This window comes from Amycolatopsis jejuensis (assembly GCF_000717335.1).
Classification (GTDB): domain Bacteria; phylum Actinomycetota; class Actinomycetes; order Mycobacteriales; family Pseudonocardiaceae; genus Amycolatopsis; species Amycolatopsis jejuensis.
On the sequence record NZ_JNYZ01000039.1, the window covers coordinates 22,523 to 47,789 of the forward strand.

A 25,267-nucleotide genomic window follows, 5' to 3' on the forward strand; every position below is an offset into this window, starting at 1 on the left:
CCGGCCCGATGCCTACCAAGACGTCACAGACGGCAGAACGGTTGTCACACCCCTGGCGTGTGAAGCTGGTCGCACGACCTTGGGACGCCACCGCCTGCGTGTCACGCTGTGTTCGGTACTGATTCCACGACCCGGGGACCTCTGCGAGGCCTCGAGGGAAGGACGGTCGACGACGATGTCTGCCCGAAATGCCGGATCTTCCGGTGAAGTGGCCGCCCCATACGGCAACGGCCCCGGCACTCCCGCCCAGGCGCCACCCGCGCGGAAGGTCCGCATCCATCACCTGCGTGAGCTCAAGGAACGCGGCGAGCCGTGGCCGATGCTCACCACCTACGACATGTACTCCGCCGAGCTTTTCGACGAGGCAGGCATCCCCGTGCTGCTGGTCGGCGACTCCGCGGCCAACAACGTGTTCGGCTACGACACGTCGTTGCCGGTCACGGTCGAGGAGCTGCTTCCGCTGGTCCGCGCGGTCACGCGGGCGACGAAGCGCGCGCTCGTGGTCGCTGACCTGCCGTTCGGCTCGTACCAGCTGTCCCCGGAACAGGCGCTGGCCACGTCCGTGCGGTTCATGAAGGAGGGCCGGGCGCACGCGGTGAAGCTCGAAGGCGGACGCCGGTTCGCGGCGCACGTCGAAGCGCTCACCTCGGCCGGGATCCCGGTCATGGGCCACATCGGGTTCACCCCGCAGAGTGAGCACAACCTCGGTGGGTACCGGGTGCAGGGACGCGGCGAAGCGGCCGAGGAGCTGCTCGCCGACGCGCTCGCCCTGCAGGAAGCCGGTGCCTTCGCGGTCGTGATGGAGATGGTGCCCGCCGAAGCGGCGAAGCGGGTCACGCACGAGCTGAAGATCCCGACGGTCGGCATCGGCGCCGGTCCGGACTGCGACGCCCAGGTGCTGGTGTGGCAGGACATGGCCGGGTTGCGCCGGGGCAAGGCGCCGCGGTTCGTGAAGCGCTACGCCGATGTCGCGGGCGTGCTGCAGGGCGCCGCGGCGGCGTTCGCCGAGGACGTCCGGCGGGGCGAGTTCCCCGCGCCGGAGCACGCGTTCCACTGACCGGTCTCGTGAGTGCCGGGTGAAACCGGCACTCACGGAGACCGGCGGAACCGCTCTGCCAGCTCCGGGTCGTTCTCCCACCACAGCCCTTTCCCCGGTGCGTCGCCCGCCGCGGCTTCCTCGTCGAGGACGCGGTCGAGGCGCTTTGCCCGTTTCTCGTCGTCGCGGGCCCAGCGGATGAACAACGCACCCACGAACGGCAGGCCGGCGACGTCGCCGCCGATCCACAGCACGCCTGCGCCGATGATCTGGTCGGTCCGCCGGTCCGGTCCCCAAGTGCGGTGCACCGCATCGTAGTGCGCGGGCGCGAGCAGCGGACCGAGCCACAGCACCAAGCCGAGCGCGCCGTCGAACACCACCTCGGTGAGTGAAATCCACATCGACACCAGATGCGATCCTGCCCGCGGCGTCGGGTCGAGCTGCAGGCGGCTGTAGAAGTACAGGAATCCGGCGAGCACCAGCATCACGCGCACGAGCCCGCCGGCCACGGCCGATTCGAGCGACAGGCCGTACAGCGGCGTCAGGTACAGAACCAGGAACGGCGCGACGAGCACCACGGTGACCGACAGCGGGAAGGTGAGGAACTGCGCGATCGGACCACGCCCGTGCCTTTTCAACCATCCGGCGAGGCGCGGCGGCGCGGTGCGCATCAGCAACGTGACCGGCGCGCCGAGCGCGAGCAGCAGCGGGGTCACCATCAGCAGCACGGTGTTCTGCGTGGCCCGGACCCAGAACAGGGTCGTGTCGTAGACCCCGAGGAACGAGCAGGTGACGACCACAAGAGCGGCCAGGCCGGAGAGAAACGCCGTCGTGCGGCCGGGTGCCCACTGCTGTCCGCGCGCGGCGGCGACGTACCCGATGCCGAGGGCGAGCGCGATCAGCACGGCCGGGAGGTCGAGGGTCCAGGCGGTGAAGAACGTCGATCCGCTCAGCGGCGGCACAGGCGGCACGAATTCAGTGTGCACCCAGCGGAATTGCGCATCTCGGCGACCCTCACCAGGCGAACACGATGAGGCTGCCGATTCCGGCGAGCACGCAATAAATGGCGAACGGGGTCAAGGTGCGCGTTTCGAAGTATTTCATCAGAAAACGGACAGAAATGTACGAAGCCACGAATGCGACGACACTTCCGGCGAGCGCCGGGCCGAGCGACGCGCTGTTCTCCGGCGTGAAAAGCGTCGGCATCTTGAGCGCGCCCGCGGCGAGGATCACCGGGGTCGCCAGCAGCCAGGCAAAACGGGCGGCGTCCTCGTGGTCGAGCCCGCGGCGCAGCCCGGCGACCATCGTGACGCCGGAGCGGCTGATCCCGGGCAGCAGCGCGAGAATCTGTGCCGAACCGATGAGGACAGCCTCCTTCACGCTCAGCTTCGACAGCCTCACGTCGGTGGCCTCCTCGACCGTCACCGCACGCATCACGAGCGTGTCTTCCGTGCTGAAGTCGACGGTGTCCTCTTCCCCCTGGCGACGGCGCCGGGAGAATCGCTCGGCGGCGTAGAGCACGCCGCCGTTGAGCGCGAGGAAAATCGCCGACGGGACGGGCTTGCCGAGGAAGTCGCGCAGCAGGCTTTCCAGGAGCAGTCCCGCGATGCCGACCGGGATCGTCGCGAGGATCAGCAGCCACGCGAGGCGCTGGTCGGCATTGCGGACCTCGCGGTACCGGATGGACGTCCAGAAGCCTTTGACAATGCGCACCCAGTCGCGCCGGAAGAAGAGCACCAAGGCGAGCGCGGTGGCCACGTGCATGGCCACGAGCACCGCAAGATACGGCGAGCCTTTTCCGATGCTCAGGTCCCGCGCCCAGCTTCCGCCGACGAGCGCGGGTAACAGCACACTGTGCCCGAGACTGGACACCGGAAACAATTCCGACACCCCTTGCAGTGCACCGACCACAATGGACTCAAGATAGCTGACCGCGGACATTCCCGGGCCTTTCTCGCATCGGTTCGGGCATTCCCCGGGCAAGCTACCGAGACCCGGGTTAACTCCGGGCAAGCAGGGCTGTTCACATCCATGAACATCAGTCATGTACTTGACCAGTGTTCTCTCGATGGCTTAGCGTGAGCGCCACGCCGCATCCGGAACCTGGGAGAAGGAGGGTTGGAATGCGTGTCCGCGATCGGGTTCTGGCAGCGACTGCCGGAGCCGTGACCCTGCTCGCGCTGGCCACACCCGCGGCGTCCGCCGGGACTGTCCCGGTCAAGACTTCCGCCGAACTGAAGACGGCGCTCGCCTCGGCGAAGCCCGGCACCACGATCGAACTGGCCGCGAATACGACGTACACCGGGAATTTCCAGGCGGCCGCCAACGGGACCGCCTCCAGTCGGATCACGCTCACCGGGCCGCGTAGTGCGGTGGTGAAGGCGTCCGGCGGGCGGACGGTGGAGCTCACCGGCAGCTACTGGACGTTGTCCGGATTCACCATCACCGGCGGGCAGAAAGGCCTGATGGCACTCGGGGTGAACCACACGCTGGTCGACGGGCTCAAGGTCACCGGCGTCGGGCACGAGGGCATCCACTTCCAGCACGGCAGCAGTGACAACGTCGTGCAGAACTCCGAGATTTCCGACACCGGCAAGGAATACGGCGGCTACGGCGAGGGCATCTACTTCGGCTCGGCCAAGAGCAACTGGCCCGGCGGGCAGCCCGACCACAGCGACCGCAACAAGGCGATCGGCAACGAGATCGGGCCGGACGTGCGCGCGGAGTCCGTCGACATCAAGGAAGGCACCACCGGCGGCGAACTGCGCGGCAACACCTTCGACGGCACCGGGCAGAGCGGCGAGAACTACGCCGACAGCTGGGTCGACGTGAAGGGCAACGGCTACCTGATCACCGGCAACAAGGGGCGCCGGGTTTTCGTGCACGACGCCATGTATGGCGCGTTCGAGGTCCACGTGCAGGTGGACGGCTGGGGCCGGGACAACACCTTCGCCGGCAACACCGCGGACGTGCAGGCGCCCTCGGCCTACGGGTTCTACGTGGTCAAGCAGGCCACCGGGAACAAGGTCTGCGCGAGCAACACGGTGACTGCCGCCGGGAAGGGTTTCGCGAACGTGGCCGCCACACCCGGCTGCTGACGCGATCACGGACGGGGACCCGCCCAGCCCGGCGGCGGGGGCGGGTCCCCTTTCTCTCGTAAAGTGTCCGGTATGGACGAGCTCTACCCGCCGGCCCCGGTGCGGGCCGACGGCATGCTGGACGTCGGCGACGGGCACCGGATCTACTGTCAGGAAGCCGGAAACCCGGACGGGAAACCGGTCGTGGTGCTGCACGGCGGGCCGGGCAGCGGGATCGCGCCGATGACCCGGCGGCACTTCGACCCTGACGCGTATCGGATCATCTTGTTCGACCAGCGTGGTTCCGGGCGGAGCACGCCACGCGCGGGGCTGGCGGAGAATACGTTGTGGCACTTGGTGTCCGACATGGAACTGCTGCGGGAACGGTTGAATGTCGAACGCTGGCAGTTGTTCGGTGGTTCCTGGGGCTCGACGCTCGCTCTCGCCTATGCTGAAACGCACCCCGAGCGGGTGTCGGAACTTGTACTGCGCGGGGTTTTCACGGTGCGGCAGCGGGAGCTCGACTGGCTTTACCGCGGCGGGGCGGCGAATCTGTTTCCCCTTGAGTGGGAAGCCTTCCTGGCCCCGCTGGATTCTGGGGTCGACCCGCTTGCCGGGTACGCTGCGTTGCTGCACTCCCCCGATCGGGCGGTACGCGAACGCGCGGCGATTGCGTGGAGTGTCTGGGAAGGCGCGACGGTGGCGCTGCTGCCACAGGAGGCTTTCGTTCATCAGTACGCGAATCCGGAGTTCGCGCTGACGTTCGCGCGGCTTGCGGTACATTATTTCCGGCATGGCGCTTGGCTGGAGGAGGGCCAGCTGATCCGGGATGCCGCACGGCTGGCCGGTATCCCGGGGGTGCTGGTGCAGGGCCGGTACGACGCCGTTTGCCCGCCTGCCACGGCTTACGAGCTGCACCGGGCGTGGCCGGGTTCCACGCTGCGGCTGATCGAAGGCGCCGGACATGCGGTAACCGACCCGGGAATTCTGACGGCCCTCCGGGAGGCGACGGATTCGTTCCGGCGTGAAGTCCGTGAAGGGAACCATCACGGACTCTGATTCCGTGATGGTTCCCTTCACGGACTTGGGCGGCTAGCTAGATCCGCCCGCCGCTTGAGCTGTCGCCGCCGGAAAGGCGTTGGGCCAGATACACCGGCACCGTCGACACCACGATCAGCACTGCCGCCACCACGTTGACCACCGGGGCCTGGTTCGGGCGGAACAGGTTGTTGTAGATCCAGATCGGCAGGGTTTCCATGCCCGTGCCGAGGGTGAACGTGGTCACGATGATCTCGTCGAACGACAGCGCGAACGCCAGCAGCCCACCGGCCAGCAGAGCCGAACGCAGCATCGGGAAGGTGACCAGGCGGAAGGTCGTCGCACCGTCGGCGCCCAGGTCCATCGACGCCTCTTCCAGGTTCCCGCCCATCCGGCGCAAGCGAGCGACGACGTTGTTGAACACCACCACGATACAAAACGTCGCGTGCGCGATGATCGCCGTCATCAAGCCAAGGTCGATACCCAAAATGGTACGGAAGGCGTTGTTCAGCGCAATACCCGTCACGATGCCCGGCAGCGCAATCGGCAGCACGATCAGCAACGACAACGAATTCCGCCCGAAGAACCGGTACTTCTGCAACGCAAACGCAGCCATCGTGCCCAGTACCAACGCAATCACGGTCGCCGAGAGGCCGGCGACGACGCTCGTCCACAACGCGTGCAGCGCGCCTTCGTTGGTGATCGCGCGGCCCCACCACTCGAGGGTGAAGCTCTTGGGCGGCCAGCCGAACGTCGTGTCGGCATTGACCGAGTTCAGCAACACCACCAGCAGCGGGAAGTAAATCACCGCGAATCCGGCGCCGAGCGCGGTCCACAGCAGCACCCGGGCGGCTTTCGACATCCGCACGGCGGTCTCCTAGAGGTTGTCCAGCGCGCCGGTGCGGCGCACCGCGGCCAGGTAGACGAGCATGATCACGACCGGCACCGTGGCGACCGTCGCGGCGAACGGCAGGTTGTTGGCCGCGCCGATGTTGTCGTACACCACGTTTCCGAGCATCTGCGAAGTACCGCCGACGATCTTCACCGCGATGTAATCGCCCAGCGACAGCGAAAACGTGAAGATCGACCCCGCGACGATCGCCGGGAAAGTGAGCGGCAGGATCACCGAGCGGAAGGTGCGGAACGACTTCGCGCCGAGGTCGCCGGACGCGTCCACCAGGGAAGCCGGAAGCCGTTCGAGACCCGCATAAATTGGCAGGATCATGTACGGCAGCCAGAGATACGACAGCGTGATCACGGTCGCCGCGACGCCGTACCCAGGTCCGGACAGGCCGAACGGGTCCAGCAGCCAGTTGATCACCCCGTTGCCGGACAACATGGTCCGCCACGCGTAGGCCTTCACCAGGTAGCTCGCCCACAGCGGCGTCATCACCATGATCACGAGGATCCGTTGCGCGCGCGGCGAGGCGAGCTTGGCCATCGCGAACGCCATCGGGAACGCGATCACCGCGTCGATCACGGTGACCAGCAACGCGATCCCGACCGTGCGGAACGTGATCGTGCGGTACACCGAATCACTGAAGAGAGTGACGAAGTTGCCGAACGACCAGTCGGTGACCACCTGGCCGGTGAAGACGTCGGTGGACCAGAAGGCCGTCACGAAAAGGGCGGCGAGCGCGCCGAGATAGGCGAGGCCGAGCCAGAGCATCGGAGCGGAGAGCAGGATGCCGAGGCGCAGCCGGGGTTTGCGGTGGAAGAAGGCCGAGACGCGGTGGCTCGGCGGGCTCACGGCAGTCATGTCGTAACACTTTCGAGTGAATATGGGCGAAGCCGGGGAGCACCCCAATGTGGCATTGGGTGCGTCAGATGCAACGAACGCCACATTGGGTGCATCCCACGCAACGAACGCCACATTGGGTGCGTCCCACGCAACGAACGCCACATTGGGTGCGTCACATGCACCCAATGCCACATTGGGGTGGTCCCGGCGGGCGAAGGTCAGCCCTTGATCTCGGTCCAGGCGCGAGTCCAGTCGCCGTAGTCCTTGCACTTGACGTCCGTGCGGCCGTCGAGGCACTGCGGGATCGGCGTCGTCCAGTACTGGATCTTCGCGGCGTACGCGGCGTCGTTGGCGTGGTAGGTGTCGCACAACGACTTGTCCTTGAACTCCGCGCAGGCCTTGGAGTTCGCCGGAGCCTCGCCGAAGTACTCGGCGACCTGGGCGTTCGCCTTCGGGCTCACGATGTAGTCCATCCACTTGTACGCGCAGGTCTTGTGCTGCGACTTCGCGGCGACCATCCACGTGTCCGACCAGCCGGTGGCCCCCTCGCTCGGCACGGCGGCCTGCAGCGGTGCGCCCTCGCTCTTGGCGAGGTTTACCGTGACCTGCCACGCGGTGCCGATCACGCCGTCGCCGCTCTTCAGCGACTGCGTTTCCTTGAGGTAGTCCGACCAGTACTCCCCGACCAGCGGACGCTGCTTCTTGAGCAGGTCCACCGCGGCGTTGAACTGCTTGTCGTCCAGCGCGTACGGGTTCTTGATCCCCAGGTCAGGCTGGTGCGCCATCAGGTACAGCGCGGCGTCGGCGATGTAGATCGGCGAGTCGTACGCGATCACCTTGCCCTTGTAGGGCGAGTTCTGGTCGAACATCGGAGACCACGACTTCGGCTCCGGCGTCACCTTGTCGGTGCGCCAGGTCAGCACGTTCGCGCCCCAGCCGTGCGGAATGCCGTAGGAGACGTTGTTGACGCTGTTCCACGACTTGTTCTTCAGGAACGGGTAGATGTCGTTGTAGTTCGGCACCAGCGCGGTGTTCACCGGCTCGACGTCACCCGATGCGACCAATCGCAGCGACGCGTCGCCGGACGCCGAAACCACGTCGTACTGGCCGGTTTTCATGAGCGTGACGGCCTCGTCGGAGGTACCGAACGGCTTCACGTTCACCTTGCAGCCGGTCTGCTGCTCGAACGGCGTGACCCAGTTGACCTTCGGGTCGTTCGAGCCGTTCTCCGCGTAACCGGGCCACGCGAGCACGTTGAGCTGGCCTTCCGGCTGGCCGAGCTGCGTCAGCGCGGCGAGCTTCGGCGGCGTGAAACCTTGTGCTCCCGGCGCCGACCCGGTCTTCGAGTCGGAGCCCGAGGTGCCACAGGCAGCGAGCAGGAGGCTCACGCCGCACACACCTGCGAGCAGCGTCTTCCTGTTCTTCATAGCGAGAGAAACCTTCCCGTGAGGAACTAGCCGGCTTCGGGGACCCGGAAACTGTGTTCGCGGCGCCAGCGCAGGCGGACGCGACCGTCGGCGAACTCGGTCGGTTCGCTGGTGTTCTGGCGGACAACGGACAATTGGCCCCCGGCATCGAGCGCGACAGCGTAGCGCACTGTCGACCCGGCATACACGACATCCGTCACCGAACCCGTCGCGGATGTCTCGCCGGGACCCGCGGGCGACGCGAGATCGCCGTCGATGCGGATCTTCTCGGGCCGGATGCTGTACACGCCCGGCTTGCCGATCACCGCCTCCGCGCTACGCCCGCTGAGCAGGTTGGACGTGCCGACGAAACCGGCGACGAACGCGCTCGCCGGTCTCTCGTACACCTCGATCGGCGTGCCGACCTGTTCGATCTTGCCCGCGTTGAACACCGCGATCCGGTCGCTCATGGTCAGCGCCTCGTCCTGGTCGTGCGTGACGAAGACGAAGGTGATGCCGACCTCGCGCTGGATCTGCTTGAGCTCCACCTGCATCGTCTGGCGCAGCTTGAGATCGAGCGCGCCGAGAGGTTCGTCGAGCAACAACACTTTCGGCCTATTCACCAACGCGCGCGCAAGTGCTACGCGTTGCCGCTGCCCGCCGGACAGCTGGGTCGGCTTGCGGTCGCCGTATTCCTCCAGCCGTACCGTGCGAAGCGCTTCCGTTGCGCGCTCGCGACGTTCGGCCTTCGGTACCCGCTTCACCCGCAGCCCGTACTCCACGTTCTGCTGCACCGACATGTGCGGGAAGAGCGCGTAGTCCTGGAAAACCGTGTTCACGTCACGGTCGAACGGCGCGAGCTGGCTGACGTCCTGGCCGTCGAGCTCGATGGTGCCCGACGTGGGCAGCTCGAACCCGGCGATCATGCGCAGCACGGTGGTCTTCCCGGAGCCGGACGGGCCGAGCATCGAGAAGAACTCGCCGGGCGGGATGTCGAGGTCGACCCCGTCCACGGCACGCACCTTGTCGAAGTGCTTTTCCAGGCCGGTGAGCCGGATCGCCGGCTGGCCGCCGGGCAGGCTCGGGCCGGGCGGCCGGGTCTCGGCGGGGGCTTGATGGGGCATGACGGGCCTTCCCATGGATCCGGTCACCACTCGCTACAGCGCACTCATCACGTGCTTGACCCGCGTGTAGTCCTCGAGGCCGTACAGCGAGAGATCCTTGCCGTAGCCGGACTTCTTGAACCCGCCGTGCGGCATCTCGGCCACGAGCGGGATGTGCGTGTTGATCCACACGCAGCCGAAGTCGAGCTTCGCCGACACGCGCATGGCGCGCTGGTGGTCCTTGGTCCACACCGACGACGCGAGGCCGTACGGCACCCCGTTGGCTGCCTTCAGTACCTCGTCCTCGCCAGTGAACCGCTGCACTGTGATCACCGGGCCGAACACCTCGTTCTGGGTGATCTCGTCGTCCTGCCGGACGCCGGAAACCACGGTGGCCTCGTAGAAGTAGCCCTCGTCGCCGGACCGTCGTCCTCCACAGTGGACAGTCGCATGCGCGGGCAGCCGGTCGACGAAACCGGCCACTTTTTCCAGCTGTGCAGCGTTGTTGAGCGGACCGTACGCGACATCCTCATCGTCCGGGCGGCCCGTCTTGTTCGCCTCGGCCTGCTGGGTGAGCGCGTTGACGAACGTGTCGTGCACGTCCTCGTGTACCAGCACGCGAGTGGCGGCAGTGCAATCCTGACCGGCGTTGAAATACCCAGCCGCGGCAATGGCTTCGGCGGCGGCATCGAGGTCGGCGTCCGGGAACACGATCACCGGCGCCTTGCCGCCGAGCTCGAGGTGCACGCGCTTGACGTCGTGCGCGGCCGAACCGGCGACCTCGATCCCGGCGCGCACCGAGCCGGTGATCGACACCATCGCCGGGGTTTCGTGCTCCACCAACGCGCGGCCGGTGTCGCGGTCGCCGCAGATCACGTTGAGCACGCCCGCAGGCAGGAACTCGCCGCAAATCTCGGCGAGCAGCAACGTGGACGCGGGCGTGGTGTCCGACGGCTTGAGCACGATCGTGTTACCTGCCGCGAGTGCGGGTGCGATCTTCCAGATCGCCATCATCAGCGGGTAGTTCCACGGCGTGACCTGCGCACAGACCCCCACCGGCTCGCGCCGGACGAACGACGTGTGGCCTTCCATGTACTCGCCGGCCGCGCGGCCTTCGAGCACGCGCGCGGCACCGGCGAAGAAGCGCACCTGGTCGACCGCCGGGGGCAGTTCCTCCGACATGGTCAGCGCGAACGGCTTCCCGGTGTCCTGCGACTCGACGCGGATGATCTCCTCACCGCGTGCCTCGAGCGCGTCGGCGATCTTGAGCAACGCGAGCTGCCGCTGCGCCGGGGTGGTCTCGCGCCAGCTTTCGAACGCTTCCGCGGCGACCTTCAGCGCACGGTCGACGTCCTCGGCGCCACCGACCGGCGCGGTGCAGTACGGCCGTCCGGTGACCGGATCGACGATCTCCGAGACCTTTCCCGACAGCGAGTCGACGTACTTCCCGCCGACGAAATCCCTCAGTTCCTGCACGCGTGCGCCTCCTGACTCTCCGTGGCAGGATGAAACATATAACTCCATATTTCAAATGACAAGGCCCTGGGGCAGGATTGACCCCATTGCTTGCCGAGACGGGTGGACCAACGATGCGCAAGGAGATGTCGAACAGCGCGCGCCTGGCGATGTTCGCCCCACTGGACCAAGTGGGGCGCGCCGAGGCGGTCGCCGCGCGGCTGCTCGACGCCATCACGCTCGGTCTGCTCGACGACGCCGAGCAGCTGCCGAGCGAAGCGGAACTGGCCGCGCAGTTCCGCGTCTCCACCGTCACGGTGCGCGAGGCGCTCGCCGTGTTGCGCCAGCAGGGTCTGGTCGAAACGCGCCGGGGCCGCGGTGGCGGCAGCTTCGTGCGTACCCCGGCATGGCCGGCCGCCAGCTCGTGGGCCGAACGCCTGCGGCTGGTGTCGATGGCGGACCTGCGCGACTTCGGCGACCACTACCTCGCTGTCGCCGGTTCCGCCGCGAAACTCGCCGCCGAACGCAGTACGCCCGAAGATCTCGAACGGCTGCGGCTCACGGCGGAAGACCTGCTCGGCGTAACCGGTCCCGAGGCGACCCGCGCGGAGCGGCACTTCCACCTCGAGGTGGCGGCGGCCGCGCAGTCGCCGCGGCTCACCAACCAGGAAGTCCAGCTGCAGGGCGAATACGGCGTCCTGCTGTGGGTGCCCCTCGGCGACGAGGAGTCGTGCCGCGCGTCCTACGCTGAACACCAGGCGATCGTCACCGCGATCGCCGCGGCCGACGGCGATCGGGCGCGTGCCCTGACCGAAGACCACATCCTCGGTGCGCTCGACCGGCTCGCGGATCTGCACTTGACCCTCGAAACGCCGTAAGCTCCGATGACCCGCATCACGAGGTGAGCATCGTGCCCGACACCCGCGCGCTGACCGGCGAAGAGGTCGTGACCCAGGTATCCGCCCTCGTCGAGGAGATTTTCGCGCGCCTGAAACCGGTTCTGGCCGCCGCCGAAGCGCTGCTCGCCGAGCCGGACGGCTCCACCGCCGAAGCCCTGCACTCCATCCGGCCGCAGGTCATCGAGGCGCTCGGCGGCCTCGTGGTCGGCGCCGGGTTCGTGAGTGCACCGAACGTGCTGGCCGACCAGGAATTCGGTCTCGAGTGGTGGACGTCCTGCCTCAGCGAGGACGACACGCCTGAGCAGCTCTTCATCAGCCTCGACCCGGCGAGCCCGAATTTCCTGGACTACACGCGGCAATCGTGGTTCACCGTGCCGCGCGACAGCGGACGGCGGCACATCAACGGGCCGTACGTCGACTATCTCTGCACCGACGAGTACACGCTCACCTTCACCGTGCCCGTCACGCGCGGTGAGGAATTCGCCGGAGTCGTTGGTGCAGACGTGTATGTCCGCGAGTTCGAGCGCACGGTGAGTCGCCGGCTGCGTTCTTTGGGCCGGACGGCGGCGTTGCTCAACGCGCAGGGGCGGGTGATCGTGTCGAACAGCGTGCGGCAGGCGACGGGGTCGCTCGTGCGCGAGGTCGACGTACCGGCTTGGTGGGCTTCCGGCGCGGAGCCGTACACGACGCCGGGCGGCACGACGCTGCGGCGGTGCGGGGATTCGCCGATCACCTTGCTGGTGACTGCTTGAGCTGGAGGGCGAACCACAGTTCAGCGCGTACGCCGGGGGCTTCGAGGTCGCGGCCGAGGAGTTCGGCGGCCTTGGTGATCCGGTTGCGGAGCGTGTGCCGGTGTACGCCGAGCTTGGTCGCAGCGAGGTCCCAGTGGCCGTGGTGTTCGAGCCAGGAATGCAGTGATACCTCCAGGTTGCCGCGCCCGGTCCGGTCGAACTCGCGGATCGGGGCCAGTAGTTGTTCGGAAAATGCTTGTGCTGCTTGGGGTTCCAGGAGGCTGAGGAGTCCCGCTCCGGCGTGGTCGGCGTAGCGCAGCAGCGGGATACGCTGGGCTCGGGCGGCCTCGGCTGCTTCTTCCGCTTGCCTCAGTGCGGTGGGGAACTCGGCGGCGGTCGACAGTCCACAGTGGAATTCACTGGCTTCGGCGACCGTGGCGGTGATATGATCGTCTTCAGCCAGCACGATCAGTTTGTCTTCGCGATGCGCCGCAAACACTTGTCCCGTCGCGTTTTCCAGCCGTTCGTACAGTGCATTCCTGGCTGCCTTGGATCCTGTTATCGCCAGCACGGCGTACGCGTTCTGCGGAATTTCCGGGACGACCTCTCGCGCCAGATCCTCCTGCCCGGCCGCGAGGAGTTCGAGCACGCCCGTACGCAACCGCGACTGTGCCGTCCGCTGCGCTCGATCTTGTTCCAGCGCAAGGGAAAGCAGTGAGACGGCGGTGTTCACGATGTGCCGTCCGGTGCTGTCCAACGGTTCCGTGGTCCCGACTGCCAGCGCGCCGCGGGTATGCAGGGTCTGCAAGACGACCTCGTCGTCGCCATGGGAGATCACGCGCGTGCCCGCGCGGAGGGTGGTCACGTCCAGGTCGATCGCGCGCGCCTTTGCCGGGGCAGCCTCACGGACCCGCCCAGCGGAGTCGTACAGGATTACCCAGCCGTCGATGAGACGCGCGAGCCGACGGACCACTCCCCCGGCGCCGCTGCGGCCGACCGCCGTGCGGGTCAGCTCCTGTTGCGCGCGGCCGATTCGCACCGTTGCGGCGTACTCCTCGGCGGCGACCGCCCGTGACACCGCGCGCGTGATCGCGATGAACGGCGTCCGCCGCGACACCTCCAGCACCGGGAATCCGACCTCGTCGGCCGCCGCCACCAACGCGTCCGGCACCTGCTCGTGGCTCAGGCCGACGCCGAAGCCGAGCCCGGCGACGTCCGCGTCCACGAGCCGCCGCAGGTACGCCGCAGCGGTCGCGTCGTCGAGGGCCAGACCCGTGGTGAGCAGCAGTTCTCCGCCTTCGAGGAACGGCTGCGGGTCGGTGAGCTCGGTGGGGTGCACCCAGCCGATCTGACGGTCGAGCCCGGCCGCCCCGGCGACCACGCGCAGGCCGAGCGCCGGTTCCGCAGCGAGCGCGCGCAGGGTCAGTGCCATAACGGCCAATTGTAGAGGATAACTTGGCCAAAACGGCCAGCTGACGTCTGCTCGCCGAGGGCTCATCCTGAGGGACGACCACCCCATGACCCGCAGCGCAGGAGCACCCGTGACCACCAGCACCGCAGCCGAGCCGCAGGCTCCGGCGCCCAGGCAGCGCAGGCTGCAGACCGAGATCCCCGGCCCCGCTTCGCGCGCGCTGCAGGAGCGGCGGACGAACGCGGTGGCGGCTGGGGTCTCGTCCGTGCTGCCCGCCTACATCACGTCCGCGAGCGGCGGGCTGCTGACTGACGCCGACGGGAACGTCCTGATCGACCTCGGGTCTGGCATCGCGGTGACGAGCGTGGGGCACTCTGCGCCCGCGGTCGTCGACCGAGTCCGCAAGCAGGCGTGCTGGTTCACCCACACCTGTTTCATGGTGACCCCGTACGAGGGATACGTGGAGGTGTGCGAGGCGCTGGCCGAGCTGACGCCGGGCACGCACGCGAAGAAGTCGGTGCTGTTCAACTCCGGCGCCGAGGCGGTCGAGAATGCGGTGAAGATCGCGCGTACCGCCACCGGGCGCCAGGCCGTCGTGGTGTTCGACCACGCGTACCACGGCCGCACCAACCTGACCATGGGCATGACCGCGAAATCGGTGCCGTACAAGCATGGTTTCGGCCCGTTCGCGCCCGAGGTCTACCGCGTGCCGGGCTCGTACCCGTACCGCGACGGGCTGTCCGGTCCCGAGGCCGCGCGGCTGGCGATCGACCGGATCGAGAAGCAGATCGGCGGCGACCAGGTCGCGGCCGTGGTGCTCGAACCGATCCAGGGCGAGGGCGGGTTCATCGAACCGGCGCCCGGGTTCCTGCCCGCGCTTTCCGCGTGGTGCACGGCAAACGGCGTCGTGTTCGTGGCCGACGAGGTGCAGACCGGCTTCTGCCGCACCGGCGAGTGGTTTGCCTCGACGCACGAGAACGTCGTCCCGGACCTGGTCTGCACGGCCAAGGGCATCGCGGGTGGCCTGCCGCTCGCCGCGGTGACCGGGCGCGCGGAGTTGCTCGACGCGGTCGGTCCGGGCGGGCTCGGCGGTACCTACGGCGGCAACCCGATCGCGTGCGCGGCCGCGCTGGGCGCGATCGAGACCATGCGCAACGAGGATCTGGCCGGTTCCGCGCGGCGCGTGCAGGACCAGGTACTGCCGCGATTGCGGGCGCTGGCCTCGGAAACCGGCGTGATCGGCGACGTCCGCGGGCGTGGCGCAATGCTGGCCGCCGAGTTCGTGAAGCCGGGTACCGACACGCCGGATGCCGATCTCGCCAAGCGGATCGCGGCGGCCTGTCACGCGCAGGGTGTCGTGGTGCTGACCTGCGGCACGTACGGCAACGTCATCCGGCTGCTCCCCCCGCTGTCCCTGTCCAACGAGTTGCTCGACGAGGGTTTGACCGTTCTCGAGTACGCAGTCCGTACGGAGGCTCGCAAGTGACTTTTCCGTTCTGGGTAGCCGGAAAGCCGGTTTCGAGTGGCGAGACCGCCGTGGTCCGGCATTCCTTCGACGGCTCCGAAGCCGGGTCGCATAAGGTGCCAGGACCGTCCGAAGTGGAGTCTGCGGTGCAGGCCGCGGCCGACGTCGCCGACGAGTTCGCGACGCTGCCCGCGCACGTCCGAGCGGGCGCGCTGGACCACGTATCGCGGCGGCTGGCCGAGCGCGCGGAGGAGATCGCGCAGCTGATCACCGCCGAGTCGGGTAAGCCGCTGAAGTGGGCGCGCGGCGAGGTCGGCCGGGCGGTGTCGACGTTCCGCTGGGCATCCGAGGAAGCCCGGCGGTTCTCCGGTGAGCTGCAGCGGCTCGACACCGATCCCGGTGGTACCGGACGGCTCGCCCTCGTCCGACGGGTTCCGCGCGGACCGGTGCTGGGCATCACGCCGTTCAACTTCCCGCTGAATCTGGTGGCACACAAGGTCGCCCCGGCCATTGCGGTCGGCGCGCCGATCGTGCTCAAACCTGCCCCGGCCACGCCGCTGACCGCGTTGGTACTCGGCGAAATCCTTGCTGAGACTGATCTTCCGGCGGGTAGCTGGTCGATTCTGCCGCTGGGTAACGAGGCGACCGCCGAGCTGGTCAAGGACCCGCGGCTGCCGGTGGTTTCGTTCACCGGCTCGGTGCCGGTGGGCTGGGCGATCCGGGACAGCGTGCCACGTAAGCACGTCGCGTTGGAGCTTGGCGGTAATGGCGCGGTTCTTGTCTGTCCTGATTGGACCGATCTGGACTTCGCCGCGCAGCGGATCGCGACGTTTGCGATGTACCAAGCCGGACAGTCGTGCATTTCGGTGCAGCGGGTTTATGTGCACACGGATGTCTACGACGCATTGCAGGAGAAGGTACTCGCTCAGGTTGCTTTGCTGCGTACTGGAAATCCGCGCGAGGACGGCGTCGACGTTGGTCCGCTGATCAACGAAACAGCCGCGTCCCGAGTGGAATCCTGGGTCAGCGACGCCGTTTCCGCGGGCGCCAAGGTTCTTACCGGCGGAGGCCGTTCGGGTGCAACAGTCGAGCCGACCGTACTCGCCGACGCGCCAGAAGACGCTTCAGTGATGGCGGACGAGGTGTTCGGCCCGGTGGTCTCGCTGGTCCGAGTGTCCTCTGTGGACGACGGGGTCGAGCGGATCAACGCGTCCCGCTTCGGGTTGCAGACCGGTGTGTTCACGCGGGACCTGCCGACGGCGTTCGACCTTTCGGCCCGGTTGAAGGTCGGCGGCGTGCTGGTCGGTGACGTGCCGAGCTTCCGCGCCGACCAGATGCCGTACGGCGGGGTGAAGGACTCCGGCATCGGCCGGGAAGGCCCGGCCGCGGCGATGGCGGACTTCACCGAGGAACGCGTGACCGTCCTTACCGGACTGACTCTTTGAGCGCCGCATAGGCGTCCACAAGAGACGGTCCGTACCACGTGAGGTAGCGCCCGGAAATCAGCACCGGGCGCATCTGCGGGAAGAAGCCGGGGCCGTCGTCCTGGGTGAACTCGTACGGCTCATCGGGCAGTACGACCAGGTCGGCCCCGGTCTCGCGAAGTTCCTCCAGCGACGGCCGGGGATACCGCTCGGAGTGTCCGGAGTAGACATTCTCGACCCCGACGCGGCGCAGCACGTCCCCGGCGAACGTGTCGCGCCCGAGCACGACCCAGGGTTTGCGCCATACCGGAATCACTGCCCGGTGGCGCACCGGTTCGACCTCGCGCCACAGATCCTCCGCCGTGACCAGCCATTCCGGCTCGGCGATCTCGTAAGCTTGGGTGAGAATTCGGCGCAACGATCCCAATGCTGCCGGAACGGACTCGGAAGCGGCCATCACGAACACCGGAATCCCATTGGCGCGCAGGGTTTCCACGTCTTCCGGACGGTTCTCTTCGGAATTGGCGAGCACCAGGTCCGGCGCGAGCGCCAGCACCCGGTCGAGCTTCGGGTACTTCGAGCCGCCTACCCGCGGAACGTCCAGAGTGGACGGATGAGTGCAGTAATCCGTTGCCCCGACCAGCCTTCCGGGCGCACTCACCTCGACTGCCTCGGTGAGCGACGGCACCAGCGACACCACCCGCTGCGGCGGACCCGCCAGCGGCACCGGCTCACCGAGATCGTCAAATAGTTCTGCGTTCCTCATACCCGTTCGAACGATACCTTCCGCTGCTGAACGTCCACTTCGGTCAGTCGCACCCGGATCCGTGCTCCTTCAGGGAATTTCTCGCCCGAACACCTCGCCATCACCGGCGGGTTCTCGACCAGGATCTCCGCGCGGCTCTCCTCCGCACGCAGCACCACCGCGGTGAACTCGTGCCCGACATGTTCGGCCAGTACCCACGCCTCCACCTGGTCGATGCACGCGCGCTCGACCCGCGCCGCCAGACTGTCCGAAGCAGACATTTGCGCCGGAACTTCGCCCAGCGCTTCCCTTACCCACGAAGGAACTTCGCGCCCTGCCGTGACCGCAAGACACACCTCCGTACCAAATCTGTCGACCAGCCGCCGGATCGGAGCGGTCACATGCGCGTACGCGCCACCGATTCCGGCATGCGTGGTGACGGCGGGCAATTCGCCGTCGAAGGAGGTGTACCCCGCGCCGCGCAGGAGACGCGTCGTGTCGGCGTAGAGCGCCATCGACGCGGGCTGCCCAGGGTCCAAAGCGGACAGAAACTCCGAGACGCCGAGCTCGTCCGGCCACGGCAACCCGGCCACCGCAGCGGACCGGCGCAACCATTCGACGGCGTCCGGCTCCGGTGGCGGCAACGTGCGCAGCACCCCGACTCCGGCGTCGATCATGATCTGCGCCGCGGCCATCCCGGTGAGCAGCGAGATCTCGGCATTCCAGGCGTCGACGACCGTGCGCGGCCGCCGGGCCAGCACCCAGCCGCCATCGCTGTCGCCGCTGATTTCCTGTTCCGGCAGCTGCAACTCGACCGCCCCGCGTTGCACGGCAAGCGCGCGCCGGAGCCGACCGAGGTCGGGCAGCGCCTCGATCGACGGATGCGACCGTCCGGCGTCGATCGAGGCCTGGACCCCCTCGTAATCGAACTGCTCACTGGACCGCACGAGCGCGCGACGGACGCGGGTGACGGTGGGCTCGCCGTCCTCGCCGACGTCGATCGTCCAGAGCACGGCCGGGCGGACCTCACCGGGTAGCAGACTGGCGGCGCCCTCGGACAGCACCGGTGGATGCAGCGGGACGTTGCCGTCGGGGAGGTAGAGCGTCTGCCCGCGGCGGCGAGCCTCGTGATCGAGCGCGCCGCCGGGCGGGACGAACGCGGCGAGGTCGGCAATCGCGTAGTGCACGCGGAAGCCGGCGCCGCGGCGCTCGATCAGCATGGCCTGGTCGAGGTCCTTCGAACCGGGCGGGTCGATGGTGACCAACGGCAGGTCGGTGGCGTCCTCCCGGCCGCCGGCGGAGGCGAGCGGATCGAGCACCGCCGCCTCGGCCTCGGCGAGCACCTCGGGCCCGAACGACTCCGGCAGCGTGAATTCCGTCCGGAGACGACCGAAGTCCCCTCCCGACGCTGGTGTCCTGAGCACGAGTGGCGGCACGACACAACACTATCCCGCCGGACCGTCGCCGATCGCCCGTTCGGGCGCGGGCCGGTCGGGTGTAGCGTACGACGATGAAAACCGTCTTCATTTTCGGAAAGGGCATGTCGTGAAGATCGCGTTCGTCGGCAAGGGAGGCAGCGGGAAGACCACGCTGTCGTCACTCTTCGTCTCCCACCTGGCCGGCGCGGGCAACCCGGTACTGGCCATCGACGCCGACATCAACCAGCACCTGGCCGTGGCCCTCGGCGCGACGGAGGAGCAGGCACTGGCGTGGCCGACGCTGGGTGAGCACATGCCGCTCATCAAGGACTACCTGCGCGGCGACAACCCCCGAATCCCCTCCGCTGACGCAATGATCAAGACGACCCCACCGGGTCGCGGCTCCCGGCTGGTGCGACCGTTCGAGGACAACCCGATTTTCGACGCCTGCTTCCGCGGTCTGGGCGGCGTCCGGCTGGGTGTCACGGGCCAGTTCGAGGAAGAGGACCTGGGGGTGGCGTGCTACCACTCGAAGGTCGGCGCCGCGGAGCTGCTGCTGAACCACCTGGTCGACGGCCCGGGCGAGTACGTGGTGATGGACATGACCGCAGGCGCGGACGCCTTCGCGTCGGGCCTGTTCACGCGCTTCGACGTGACGTTCCTGGTGTGCGAGCCGACCCTGCGGAGCGTCGGCGTGTACCGGCAGTATGCAGATCACGCGCGGGATTTCGGGGTTCACCTGGTAGCGGTCGGCAACAAGGTGACCGATGGTGACGACGTCGACTTCCTGACCGCTCAACTGGGCCCGGCTTTGCTGGGTTGGCTGACGACGTCGGGCCACGTCCGAGCCGCCGAACGCGGTGCCACGCGGCCGATCGGCGAGTTGGAGCCGCACAACCTGGAGACGCTGTCGGCAATGCAGGCCCGGGTGGACGCGACTTCCCGGGATTGGGCGCGGTACCAGCAGCAGGGGGTGGAGTTCCACCTACGCAACGCGCGGGCGTGGGGGAACGGACGAGCAGGGGTGGATTTGGAGGCACAGGTGGATCCGGAGTTCGTCTTGGATCCGGCGGTACTTACGGCTGGGTGAGAGGCCTTTGTGGGGCTGTCTGGCCTGTGCTTTGGTGGTCCTGCTCTTGATCTGGGCCAGCCGCCTCGCGGGCGTGCGTTCCCGGGTGGTGGTGCTCTTCGCGTGGGCCAGCCGCCTCACCCGATACGTTGCTGTCGCCCCCACCGGCGTGCCTGGCCAAGTGGTGGTGCACTTTGCCTGGGCCAGCCGCCTCACCCGATGCTCATCGGCCCTGTTGCACTCGCCCCCACCGGCGTGCCTGGCCAAGTCGTGGTGCACTTTGCCTGGGCCAGTCGGTCCCGGCGCTTGTCCGCCGGTGACCGCGCTTCGTCAGTCGTGCTGCTCTCGCCGCCCCACCGGCGTGCCTGCCCGCGCTTCCCGAAACCGCCAGCGTGCATGCCCTGCCACGCTCAGGTCACGCTGCACATCCCGAACCACCAGCGTGCACGCCCTGCCACGCTCACGTCGTGCTCCACATCCCGAACCACCGGCCAGCCACCTGACCCCGCGGGGCCAGTCTGTGCACGTGCTTTCAGTCGCCGTCCCAGGCGCGGTCGGCGGCGTCGGATTGCCGGGTGCGTTCGCGGGCGATCTCGAGGGCCCGGCGGGCCGTGGCTTCGTCGGGGTAGGGGCCGAGCAGGTCGATGCCGCGGCTGCGTTGCAGGTGCTCGACTTCGTGCGTGCGGGTGTTGTAGTACCAGCCCTGGTCCGGGTTCGGGTCGTCAGACATGGGTTCAGCGTGACACCTCCCCGCTCACTTGCGCCAGCGGAACGGAATCTCCGTGGGTTCCCCGGTAGGACCGAACTCGCCGGGCCCGTTGTCGTCGCGGTCCGGATGCTCGTCGAACCACCCGCGGGCACCCTGGACGGGCAACCCGCGAGGCGGCGTCGCGGCGTCGTCGGCCGGTGACGGTGCGGGGTAATCCGGATTCGGCACCGGAGGTACGGCAGGCTCTTTTCCCGGAAAGACGGGCAGTTCCGCCCGATGCACCCGCGGCGGCGGCGCGGCGGGTCCGGTCTCCAGCCCCGGAAAGACGGGCAAGGGCCGCCCGTCCGGCCCGGTCTCCGCGGGGCGCCGCCCGCCACCGGGCTGTGGCAACGGAATGTGCGGCCGCATCTCGTTCCCGGCCTGCTGGGGTACCGGCCCTTGGTACCCCAGCGGCGGCTGCTGGAAGGGCGGAGCCGTCGGGGCGGGGTGGAACGGCGGGCTTCCCTGAGACGCCTGGCTCGGCGGGAACACCGGACCTGGCTCAGGTGCCTGACCCGGCTGCGCCACCGGACCTGGCACAGCCGACTGGCTCGGTCGAAGCGTCGGGCCCGGCTGCGGCACCTGGCCCGGCTGGAACACTGGACCTGGCTGAGGAGTCGGACCTGGCTGAAGACTAGCCGAATCCGGCTGACGCACAGCACTTTCCGGGTCCGACCCCTGGTCAGGGCGTTCGGGCGCGGCAGGTGAATTCGACCCGAGCCGAGCGTCCGGCGCGAGATGGCGGGGCCCCGTCGAATGGCCTTCGTCAGCGCGGGGTTCAGCCGGATGTACCGCCTCATGCCGTCCCTGCGGCTGCGCGCCGTTCCCCGATTCCGACTCTGGACGAGCGCGACGCTCGTGGACGTACGGTTGCGGCTGCCAAGCCTGCCTGGCCCGCAACTGCGGATCGTCGGGTTGCTCGGCCAGTGAGACGGTCGACTCCCCCGAGCCCGAATCCGCCGGTGACGAGTTCTCGGCAGAAACCACGTCAGCCGCCGGACCGACGATGTCAATCTCCGACGAGACTGGCTCCGGCACGTCGGCAAGACCGCCGGTCGCAGCCGAGGCAGGTTCATCCGGCACCCGATCCGACGAGCCAGCCTCAGCGCCGTCGGTCACCTGCGGTGCGCTGGCCGATTGCGACGAACCCTCCACCTCACTTGGCGAGTTCTGCGCCGCGCTTACGGACGAGTCGGCAACGTCAGCCTGACCTGCACCTTCCGAACTCTCGGCCACGCCGGTCTCGCTCGGGGATGCGGCTCCGCCGGTGCCGGGCGAAGGATGCCCGCTCGCGGCGACAGCTTCGCCTGGGCCGGACGCAGCCTCGACCGCACCGGCCCTGGGCGCGGCTCGATCAAGGCCGGTCGTGCTGGTCCCGCTCGGAGGCGCAGCTTGGCCCGCGCCAGGCAAAGGCTCAGTCGAACTGCCCCCCGCAGCGTCGCCGGTAACGGACAACGGTTCGATGCCACCAGTACCGCTCGAGGCCTCGCCGTGGCCCGTCGCGGGCGAAGGCTCGGCGGGGGCGGGTGGCTGAGCCGTATCGGGAGGCTCCGGAGTGCGGCCGGGGATAGCCGAGGGCTGGGCCGCCGGTGACGGAGCCGGAGGGGGCGGGCTCGCGGACTGAGTCACCTCAGGTGGGGGCGAGGTCGAGGGGGAGGAATCGGTCGGCAGCGGTGCTCCGGCTGACGGAGGCTGGGTGGGGCCGGTTGCGCTCGGAGGCTGGGCGCTGGGCTGACGCATCACATTGGCTGCAGGAGCGGCTGGCTGGGCAACAGCGTTGCTCGCCGGAAGGTGCGCTACGACATCGGGCGGCGCACCAGCACCACCGGCACTGGCACTGGCACTAGGGCCGCCAGCACCATCGGCCCCGACACCGGGGCCGGGGCCGGGGCCGGGGCCACCAGCACCAGCAGGGCCACCGGCACCGGCACCATCGGCGCTGTCACCGGGGCCACCAGCACCGGCGGCTACAGGGCCACCGGCACTACCGGCACTGGAACCAGGGCCACCGGCACCAGCACCAGCGGCAACAGGGCCACCGGCAGCACCACCACCAGCACCAGGGCCACCAGCACCACCGGCAGCACCAGCACCACCGGCAGCACCGGCACCAACACCGGGGCCGCCAAACGAAGGACTCTCCCCAGCCCAACCACCCTGCCCGCCAGGAACGCCAGGAACACCCGGCCCCCCAGGAACCCCAGGAACCCCAGGGCCACCCTCCCCGCCAACCGACCTCCACACCGGCGCCGGGCCGATGTTCATCGGTGCCGGAGCCGCCAGTGGACCCGGCGCCGGAGCAGGCGCGGCAGGGGGAGCAGCAGGCCGGGGAATCGGGTCCAGACAAGACACCAGAACCGTCGTATGGTCCGGGTCCTGGACCTTCCGTCCGCTCCGTTCGCGGTACACCATCTCGCCTTCGGTGTCCATCTCCACCAGGTACCCGGCTTCCGCCAGCTGCTCCTCGTCGAGGTCGACCAAGCGTTCGTAGCGTGACGGGACCACCCGGTACACCGGCCATGACAGCCGCGCGTTCTCGGCGTGGAACTGCGACAACAGGGCGGCCATCTGCTGCTGCCACGGCAGCGACATACCTTCCGCCAGCGAGCGGGGCAGGACGACGTACCCCGCATCGACGCCGGGCCAGCCGTGGTTCAGCAGGTCGGCCAGCGGGGTGCTGGACGCCGGGTGCGCGGACTGGCGCGGGGGCTGCGGCGCACCGAACAGCGCCGCCGGGTCCTGGGCCTCGTTCTGGCCCGGTTTGCCTCTCTTGCCGAATTTCCGTGCCACGTGTGCCATCCTCTTGCCAGCGCGCGGCCACGTGCTCGTGGACAGGCCGCGACTTCGGGTGAATCCGGACCCGCGGGACGGGTCAAGAGCCGGTGCCTCCCGCACCCATGCTAGACGCCGGGGCGCACCGCCTGCGGGACGACTTCGGCCTCGTCGAACGAGAACGGCCGGATGTGCACCGGGACGCCGGTCTGCTGAGCCTCGACGATCTTGCCGTCGCCCAGGTACATCGCGACGTGGTGGATTGTCGCCGGGTCGGCCGGGTCCGTTGCGAGAAAGACCAGGTCACCGGGTTGCGCCTCGCGGACCGGCAGCATCGCGCCCGCCTTGTACTGGTCCTGCGACACGCGCGGCAGGATCACGCCCGCCGACTCGTACGCCCGCAGCATGAGGCCGGAGCAGTCGTACGAATTGGGTCCCGTCGCGCCCCACACGTACGGCTTCCCCTGCTCGCCCAGTGCGAACTTGATCGCCTGCGCCGCCGCCTGGCTCGGCGGCAGCGCGGCGCCCAGCCCCTGCCCGCAGCCGGCCACGTCGACGACCTGGCCGAGGTTCTGCACCAGCGAGACCGCCATGGGTTCCCACCGGTGGTACCGGTCCGGGAACCCCGACCGCTCGACCGCCTGTGCCGCTTCGCCGGGGCGGAGGTTCTGCCAGTCCGGGACGCCGAGCAGGACGTCGAAGAATTTGTTGATCGCGTAGTTCGGGTCGGTGACCTGGGCGACGCTGCCCCAGTTCATCGACGGGCGCATCTGGAAGATGCCCAGCGAGTCGCGGTCGCCGTGGTTCAGGTTGCGCAGCCGCGATTCGGTCATGCCGGCCTGGATCGCGACCTGCCACGCGCGCGGGGCGAGGCTGCGCTGCTTGCCGATCGAGATGATGAGCGACACGATCCCGCGCTGCTCCTGGTCGAGCTGCGAAGCGTCCGAGCCGCCCTGCTCCGGCTGGCCCGGCTGGGTGGGACCGATCGCCGCGTCGCACGCCGTGTTCGCGATCCCGCCTGCCGCCGCCTGCTGCTGGTCGATGACGACCTGCGTGACGACGTTAGTGGCGAGCACCGCCGCGAAAACCGCAGCGACCAGCACCCCGACCAGGATCCCGAGCTTCACGGTCAGCTCGCCTGGTCGTAGTCCGACACCCGCCATCCCGCGGCCGTCTTGACCACGGTGATGCTGAGTTTCGGACCGTCGGTGGGGACCACGACCTTGACCGAACTGGAGTACGAGGAGGAAACCGCCGGCTCACCGGTGACTCGCGTCGCCGGGATGTTTCCCGGGTCCACAGTGGACATCACGGGCAGGTACTCGTCCGTGGTGAGCGCGCGCATGCCGTTGAGCCAGTCGGCGTTCGAGATGCCCGCCGGATGGTGGACCCACGCCGCGGCCCACTGTTTGGCGACGTTCAGCGCCTCCGGGTTCGGCGGCGCTGAAGTGGGTGTGACCAGCGGCTGGGACAGCCGCGTCGGCAACGTTTCGGTGGACGGCACCGGCGCGGCGACCCCGGGATGCGGCGCTGCTGACGAACTCGGCGGGGCCGCCCCGGGGTCCGCCGTCGCCGCTTTGCCGACGACCTTCGGCAGGACGACGCCCAGCACGGTGACCAGCAAGGCGAGGAACACCAGCGTGCCCACGAGATGCCGCGGCGACCGGAGCGGGAAGCCCCAGAGCCGTCGGTAGACCGCAGTGCGGCCGCGGTTGGTCCGGATCGGCAC

Annotated in this window: 26 protein-coding genes; 10 read left to right on the forward strand and 16 right to left on the reverse strand. The window is 68.5% G+C overall.

The annotated features are described in order from the left end of the window. Window positions 1–175 precede the first annotated feature (175 nt). The gene (gene panB, locus OO71_RS38740; RefSeq protein WP_033295025.1) at window positions 176–1,057 is read left to right on the forward strand and encodes a 3-methyl-2-oxobutanoate hydroxymethyltransferase; all 882 of its coding nucleotides are present in this window, start codon (window positions 176–178) and stop codon (window positions 1,055–1,057) included. Between the two features lie 32 nt (window positions 1,058–1,089). Here the strand turns inward: panB and OO71_RS38745 are convergent, their stop codons facing one another. Next, window positions 1,090–2,007: a cytochrome c oxidase assembly protein gene (locus OO71_RS38745; RefSeq protein ID WP_245633915.1), complete on the reverse strand. Its 918-nt coding sequence runs from the start codon at window positions 2,005–2,007 to the stop codon at window positions 1,090–1,092. Window positions 2,008–2,050: 43 nt separating this feature from the next. After that, window positions 2,051–2,977, reverse strand: a complete 927-nt coding sequence (locus tag OO71_RS38750; protein WP_033295026.1) for an undecaprenyl-diphosphate phosphatase — start codon at window positions 2,975–2,977, stop codon at window positions 2,051–2,053. A gap of 182 nt (window positions 2,978–3,159) precedes the next feature. Here OO71_RS38750 and OO71_RS38755 point away from each other — a divergent pair, with 182 nt between their 5' ends. Then, entirely contained in the window at window positions 3,160–4,134 is a 975-nt protein-coding gene (locus OO71_RS38755) for a right-handed parallel beta-helix repeat-containing protein (RefSeq protein WP_033295027.1), read from the forward strand. 72 nt (window positions 4,135–4,206) lie between these two features. Further along, window positions 4,207–5,172, forward strand: a complete 966-nt coding sequence (pip, locus tag OO71_RS38760; RefSeq protein ID WP_033295028.1) for a prolyl aminopeptidase — start codon at window positions 4,207–4,209, stop codon at window positions 5,170–5,172. Window positions 5,173–5,209: 37 nt separating this feature from the next. On the opposite strand, the gene OO71_RS38765 is transcribed toward pip, so the two are convergent. The 5 genes from OO71_RS38765 to OO71_RS38785 form a co-directional block, all read right to left on the reverse strand. Beyond that, a complete protein-coding gene (locus OO71_RS38765) occupies window positions 5,210–6,013 on the reverse strand; it encodes an ABC transporter permease (RefSeq protein WP_425388738.1) in 804 nt (267 codons plus the stop codon). 15 nt (window positions 6,014–6,028) lie between these two features. Further along, window positions 6,029–6,910 (reverse strand): ABC transporter permease, encoded by an 882-nt coding sequence (locus OO71_RS38770; RefSeq protein ID WP_033295030.1) that lies wholly within the window; start codon window positions 6,908–6,910, stop codon window positions 6,029–6,031. Window positions 6,911–7,110: 200 nt separating this feature from the next. Beyond that, window positions 7,111–8,319 carry an ABC transporter substrate-binding protein gene (locus OO71_RS38775; RefSeq protein ID WP_033295031.1) on the reverse strand — a complete coding sequence of 403 codons (1,209 nt, stop codon included), beginning with the start codon at window positions 8,317–8,319 and terminating at the stop codon, window positions 7,111–7,113. A 26-nt stretch (window positions 8,320–8,345) separates the two neighbouring features. Next, window positions 8,346–9,422: an ABC transporter ATP-binding protein gene (locus tag OO71_RS38780; RefSeq protein ID WP_033295032.1), complete on the reverse strand. Its 1,077-nt coding sequence runs from the start codon at window positions 9,420–9,422 to the stop codon at window positions 8,346–8,348. 33 nt (window positions 9,423–9,455) lie between these two features. Continuing rightward, window positions 9,456–10,877, reverse strand: a complete 1,422-nt coding sequence (locus OO71_RS38785) for a gamma-aminobutyraldehyde dehydrogenase (RefSeq protein WP_033295033.1) — start codon at window positions 10,875–10,877, stop codon at window positions 9,456–9,458. Between the two features lie 113 nt (window positions 10,878–10,990). Here OO71_RS38785 and OO71_RS38790 point away from each other — a divergent pair, with 113 nt between their 5' ends. Both OO71_RS38790 and OO71_RS38795 read left to right on the forward strand, forming a co-directional pair. After that, entirely contained in the window at window positions 10,991–11,734 is a 744-nt protein-coding gene (locus OO71_RS38790; protein WP_033295034.1) for a FadR/GntR family transcriptional regulator, read from the forward strand. A 32-nt stretch (window positions 11,735–11,766) separates the two neighbouring features. Next, window positions 11,767–12,507, forward strand: a complete 741-nt coding sequence (locus OO71_RS38795) for a cache domain-containing protein (RefSeq protein WP_033295139.1) — start codon at window positions 11,767–11,769, stop codon at window positions 12,505–12,507. On the opposite strand, the gene OO71_RS38800 is transcribed toward OO71_RS38795, so the two are convergent. Next, window positions 12,485–13,918, reverse strand: a complete 1,434-nt coding sequence (locus OO71_RS38800; protein WP_033295035.1) for a PucR family transcriptional regulator — start codon at window positions 13,916–13,918, stop codon at window positions 12,485–12,487. The two genes, OO71_RS38795 and OO71_RS38800, sit on opposite strands and share 23 nt — an antisense overlap. Before the next feature lie 109 nt (window positions 13,919–14,027). Between OO71_RS38800 and gabT the strand changes: the two genes are divergently transcribed. Next, window positions 14,028–15,383 carry a 4-aminobutyrate--2-oxoglutarate transaminase gene (gabT, locus tag OO71_RS38805; RefSeq protein ID WP_033295036.1) on the forward strand — a complete coding sequence of 452 codons (1,356 nt, stop codon included), beginning with the start codon at window positions 14,028–14,030 and terminating at the stop codon, window positions 15,381–15,383. Further along, window positions 15,380–16,807 carry an aldehyde dehydrogenase family protein gene (locus tag OO71_RS38810; RefSeq protein ID WP_033295037.1) on the forward strand — a complete coding sequence of 476 codons (1,428 nt, stop codon included), beginning with the start codon at window positions 15,380–15,382 and terminating at the stop codon, window positions 16,805–16,807. Before gabT ends, OO71_RS38810 begins: the two co-directional genes overlap by 4 nt. Here OO71_RS38810 and OO71_RS38815 read toward each other — a convergent pair. Further along, complete coding sequence (locus tag OO71_RS38815; RefSeq protein ID WP_033295038.1) at window positions 16,788–17,552, reverse strand: helical backbone metal receptor; 765 nt, start codon at window positions 17,550–17,552, stop codon at window positions 16,788–16,790. The two genes, OO71_RS38810 and OO71_RS38815, sit on opposite strands and share 20 nt — an antisense overlap. Beyond that, window positions 17,549–18,967, reverse strand: coding sequence for an RNB domain-containing ribonuclease (locus OO71_RS38820; RefSeq protein ID WP_425388734.1), 1,419 nt, complete (start codon window positions 18,965–18,967; stop codon window positions 17,549–17,551). The genes OO71_RS38815 and OO71_RS38820 overlap by 4 nt, the downstream gene beginning before the upstream one ends. 109 nt (window positions 18,968–19,076) lie before the next feature. Between OO71_RS38820 and OO71_RS38825 the strand changes: the two genes are divergently transcribed. After that, window positions 19,077–20,039, forward strand: coding sequence for an ATP-binding protein (locus OO71_RS38825; protein ID WP_033295039.1), 963 nt, complete (start codon window positions 19,077–19,079; stop codon window positions 20,037–20,039). A 511-nt stretch (window positions 20,040–20,550) separates the two neighbouring features. On the opposite strand, the gene OO71_RS38830 is transcribed toward OO71_RS38825, so the two are convergent. Both OO71_RS38830 and OO71_RS50645 read right to left on the reverse strand, forming a co-directional pair. Further along, window positions 20,551–20,748 carry a hypothetical protein gene (locus tag OO71_RS38830; protein WP_033295040.1) on the reverse strand — a complete coding sequence of 66 codons (198 nt, stop codon included), beginning with the start codon at window positions 20,746–20,748 and terminating at the stop codon, window positions 20,551–20,553. A gap of 24 nt (window positions 20,749–20,772) precedes the next feature. Further along, window positions 20,773–20,955 (reverse strand): hypothetical protein, encoded by a 183-nt coding sequence (locus OO71_RS50645; protein ID WP_156096776.1) that lies wholly within the window; start codon window positions 20,953–20,955, stop codon window positions 20,773–20,775. A 567-nt stretch (window positions 20,956–21,522) separates the two neighbouring features. Between OO71_RS50645 and OO71_RS50650 the strand changes: the two genes are divergently transcribed. Next, on the forward strand, window positions 21,523–21,696 hold the full coding sequence (locus OO71_RS50650; protein ID WP_156096777.1) for a hypothetical protein: 174 nt from the start codon (window positions 21,523–21,525) through the stop codon (window positions 21,694–21,696). Window positions 21,697–22,562: 866 nt separating this feature from the next. Here OO71_RS50650 and OO71_RS50655 read toward each other — a convergent pair. Together OO71_RS50655 and OO71_RS50660 are read right to left on the reverse strand one after the other, a co-directional pair. Continuing rightward, window positions 22,563–22,712: a hypothetical protein gene (locus OO71_RS50655; RefSeq protein ID WP_156096778.1), complete on the reverse strand. Its 150-nt coding sequence runs from the start codon at window positions 22,710–22,712 to the stop codon at window positions 22,563–22,565. A 21-nt stretch (window positions 22,713–22,733) separates the two neighbouring features. Continuing rightward, on the reverse strand, window positions 22,734–22,895 hold the full coding sequence (locus OO71_RS50660) for a hypothetical protein (RefSeq protein ID WP_156096779.1): 162 nt from the start codon (window positions 22,893–22,895) through the stop codon (window positions 22,734–22,736). A gap of 235 nt (window positions 22,896–23,130) precedes the next feature. On the opposite strand from OO71_RS50660, the gene OO71_RS53500 reads away from it, so the two are divergent. Then, window positions 23,131–23,262: a hypothetical protein gene (locus OO71_RS53500; RefSeq protein ID WP_425388735.1), complete on the forward strand. Its 132-nt coding sequence runs from the start codon at window positions 23,131–23,133 to the stop codon at window positions 23,260–23,262. 404 nt (window positions 23,263–23,666) lie between these two features. Here the strand turns inward: OO71_RS53500 and OO71_RS38845 are convergent, their stop codons facing one another. Next, window positions 23,667–24,665 (reverse strand): C40 family peptidase, encoded by a 999-nt coding sequence (locus tag OO71_RS38845; protein WP_033295042.1) that lies wholly within the window; start codon window positions 24,663–24,665, stop codon window positions 23,667–23,669. Window positions 24,666–24,667: 2 nt separating this feature from the next. Next, entirely contained in the window at window positions 24,668–25,267 is a 600-nt protein-coding gene (locus OO71_RS38850) for a hypothetical protein (protein ID WP_033295043.1), read from the reverse strand.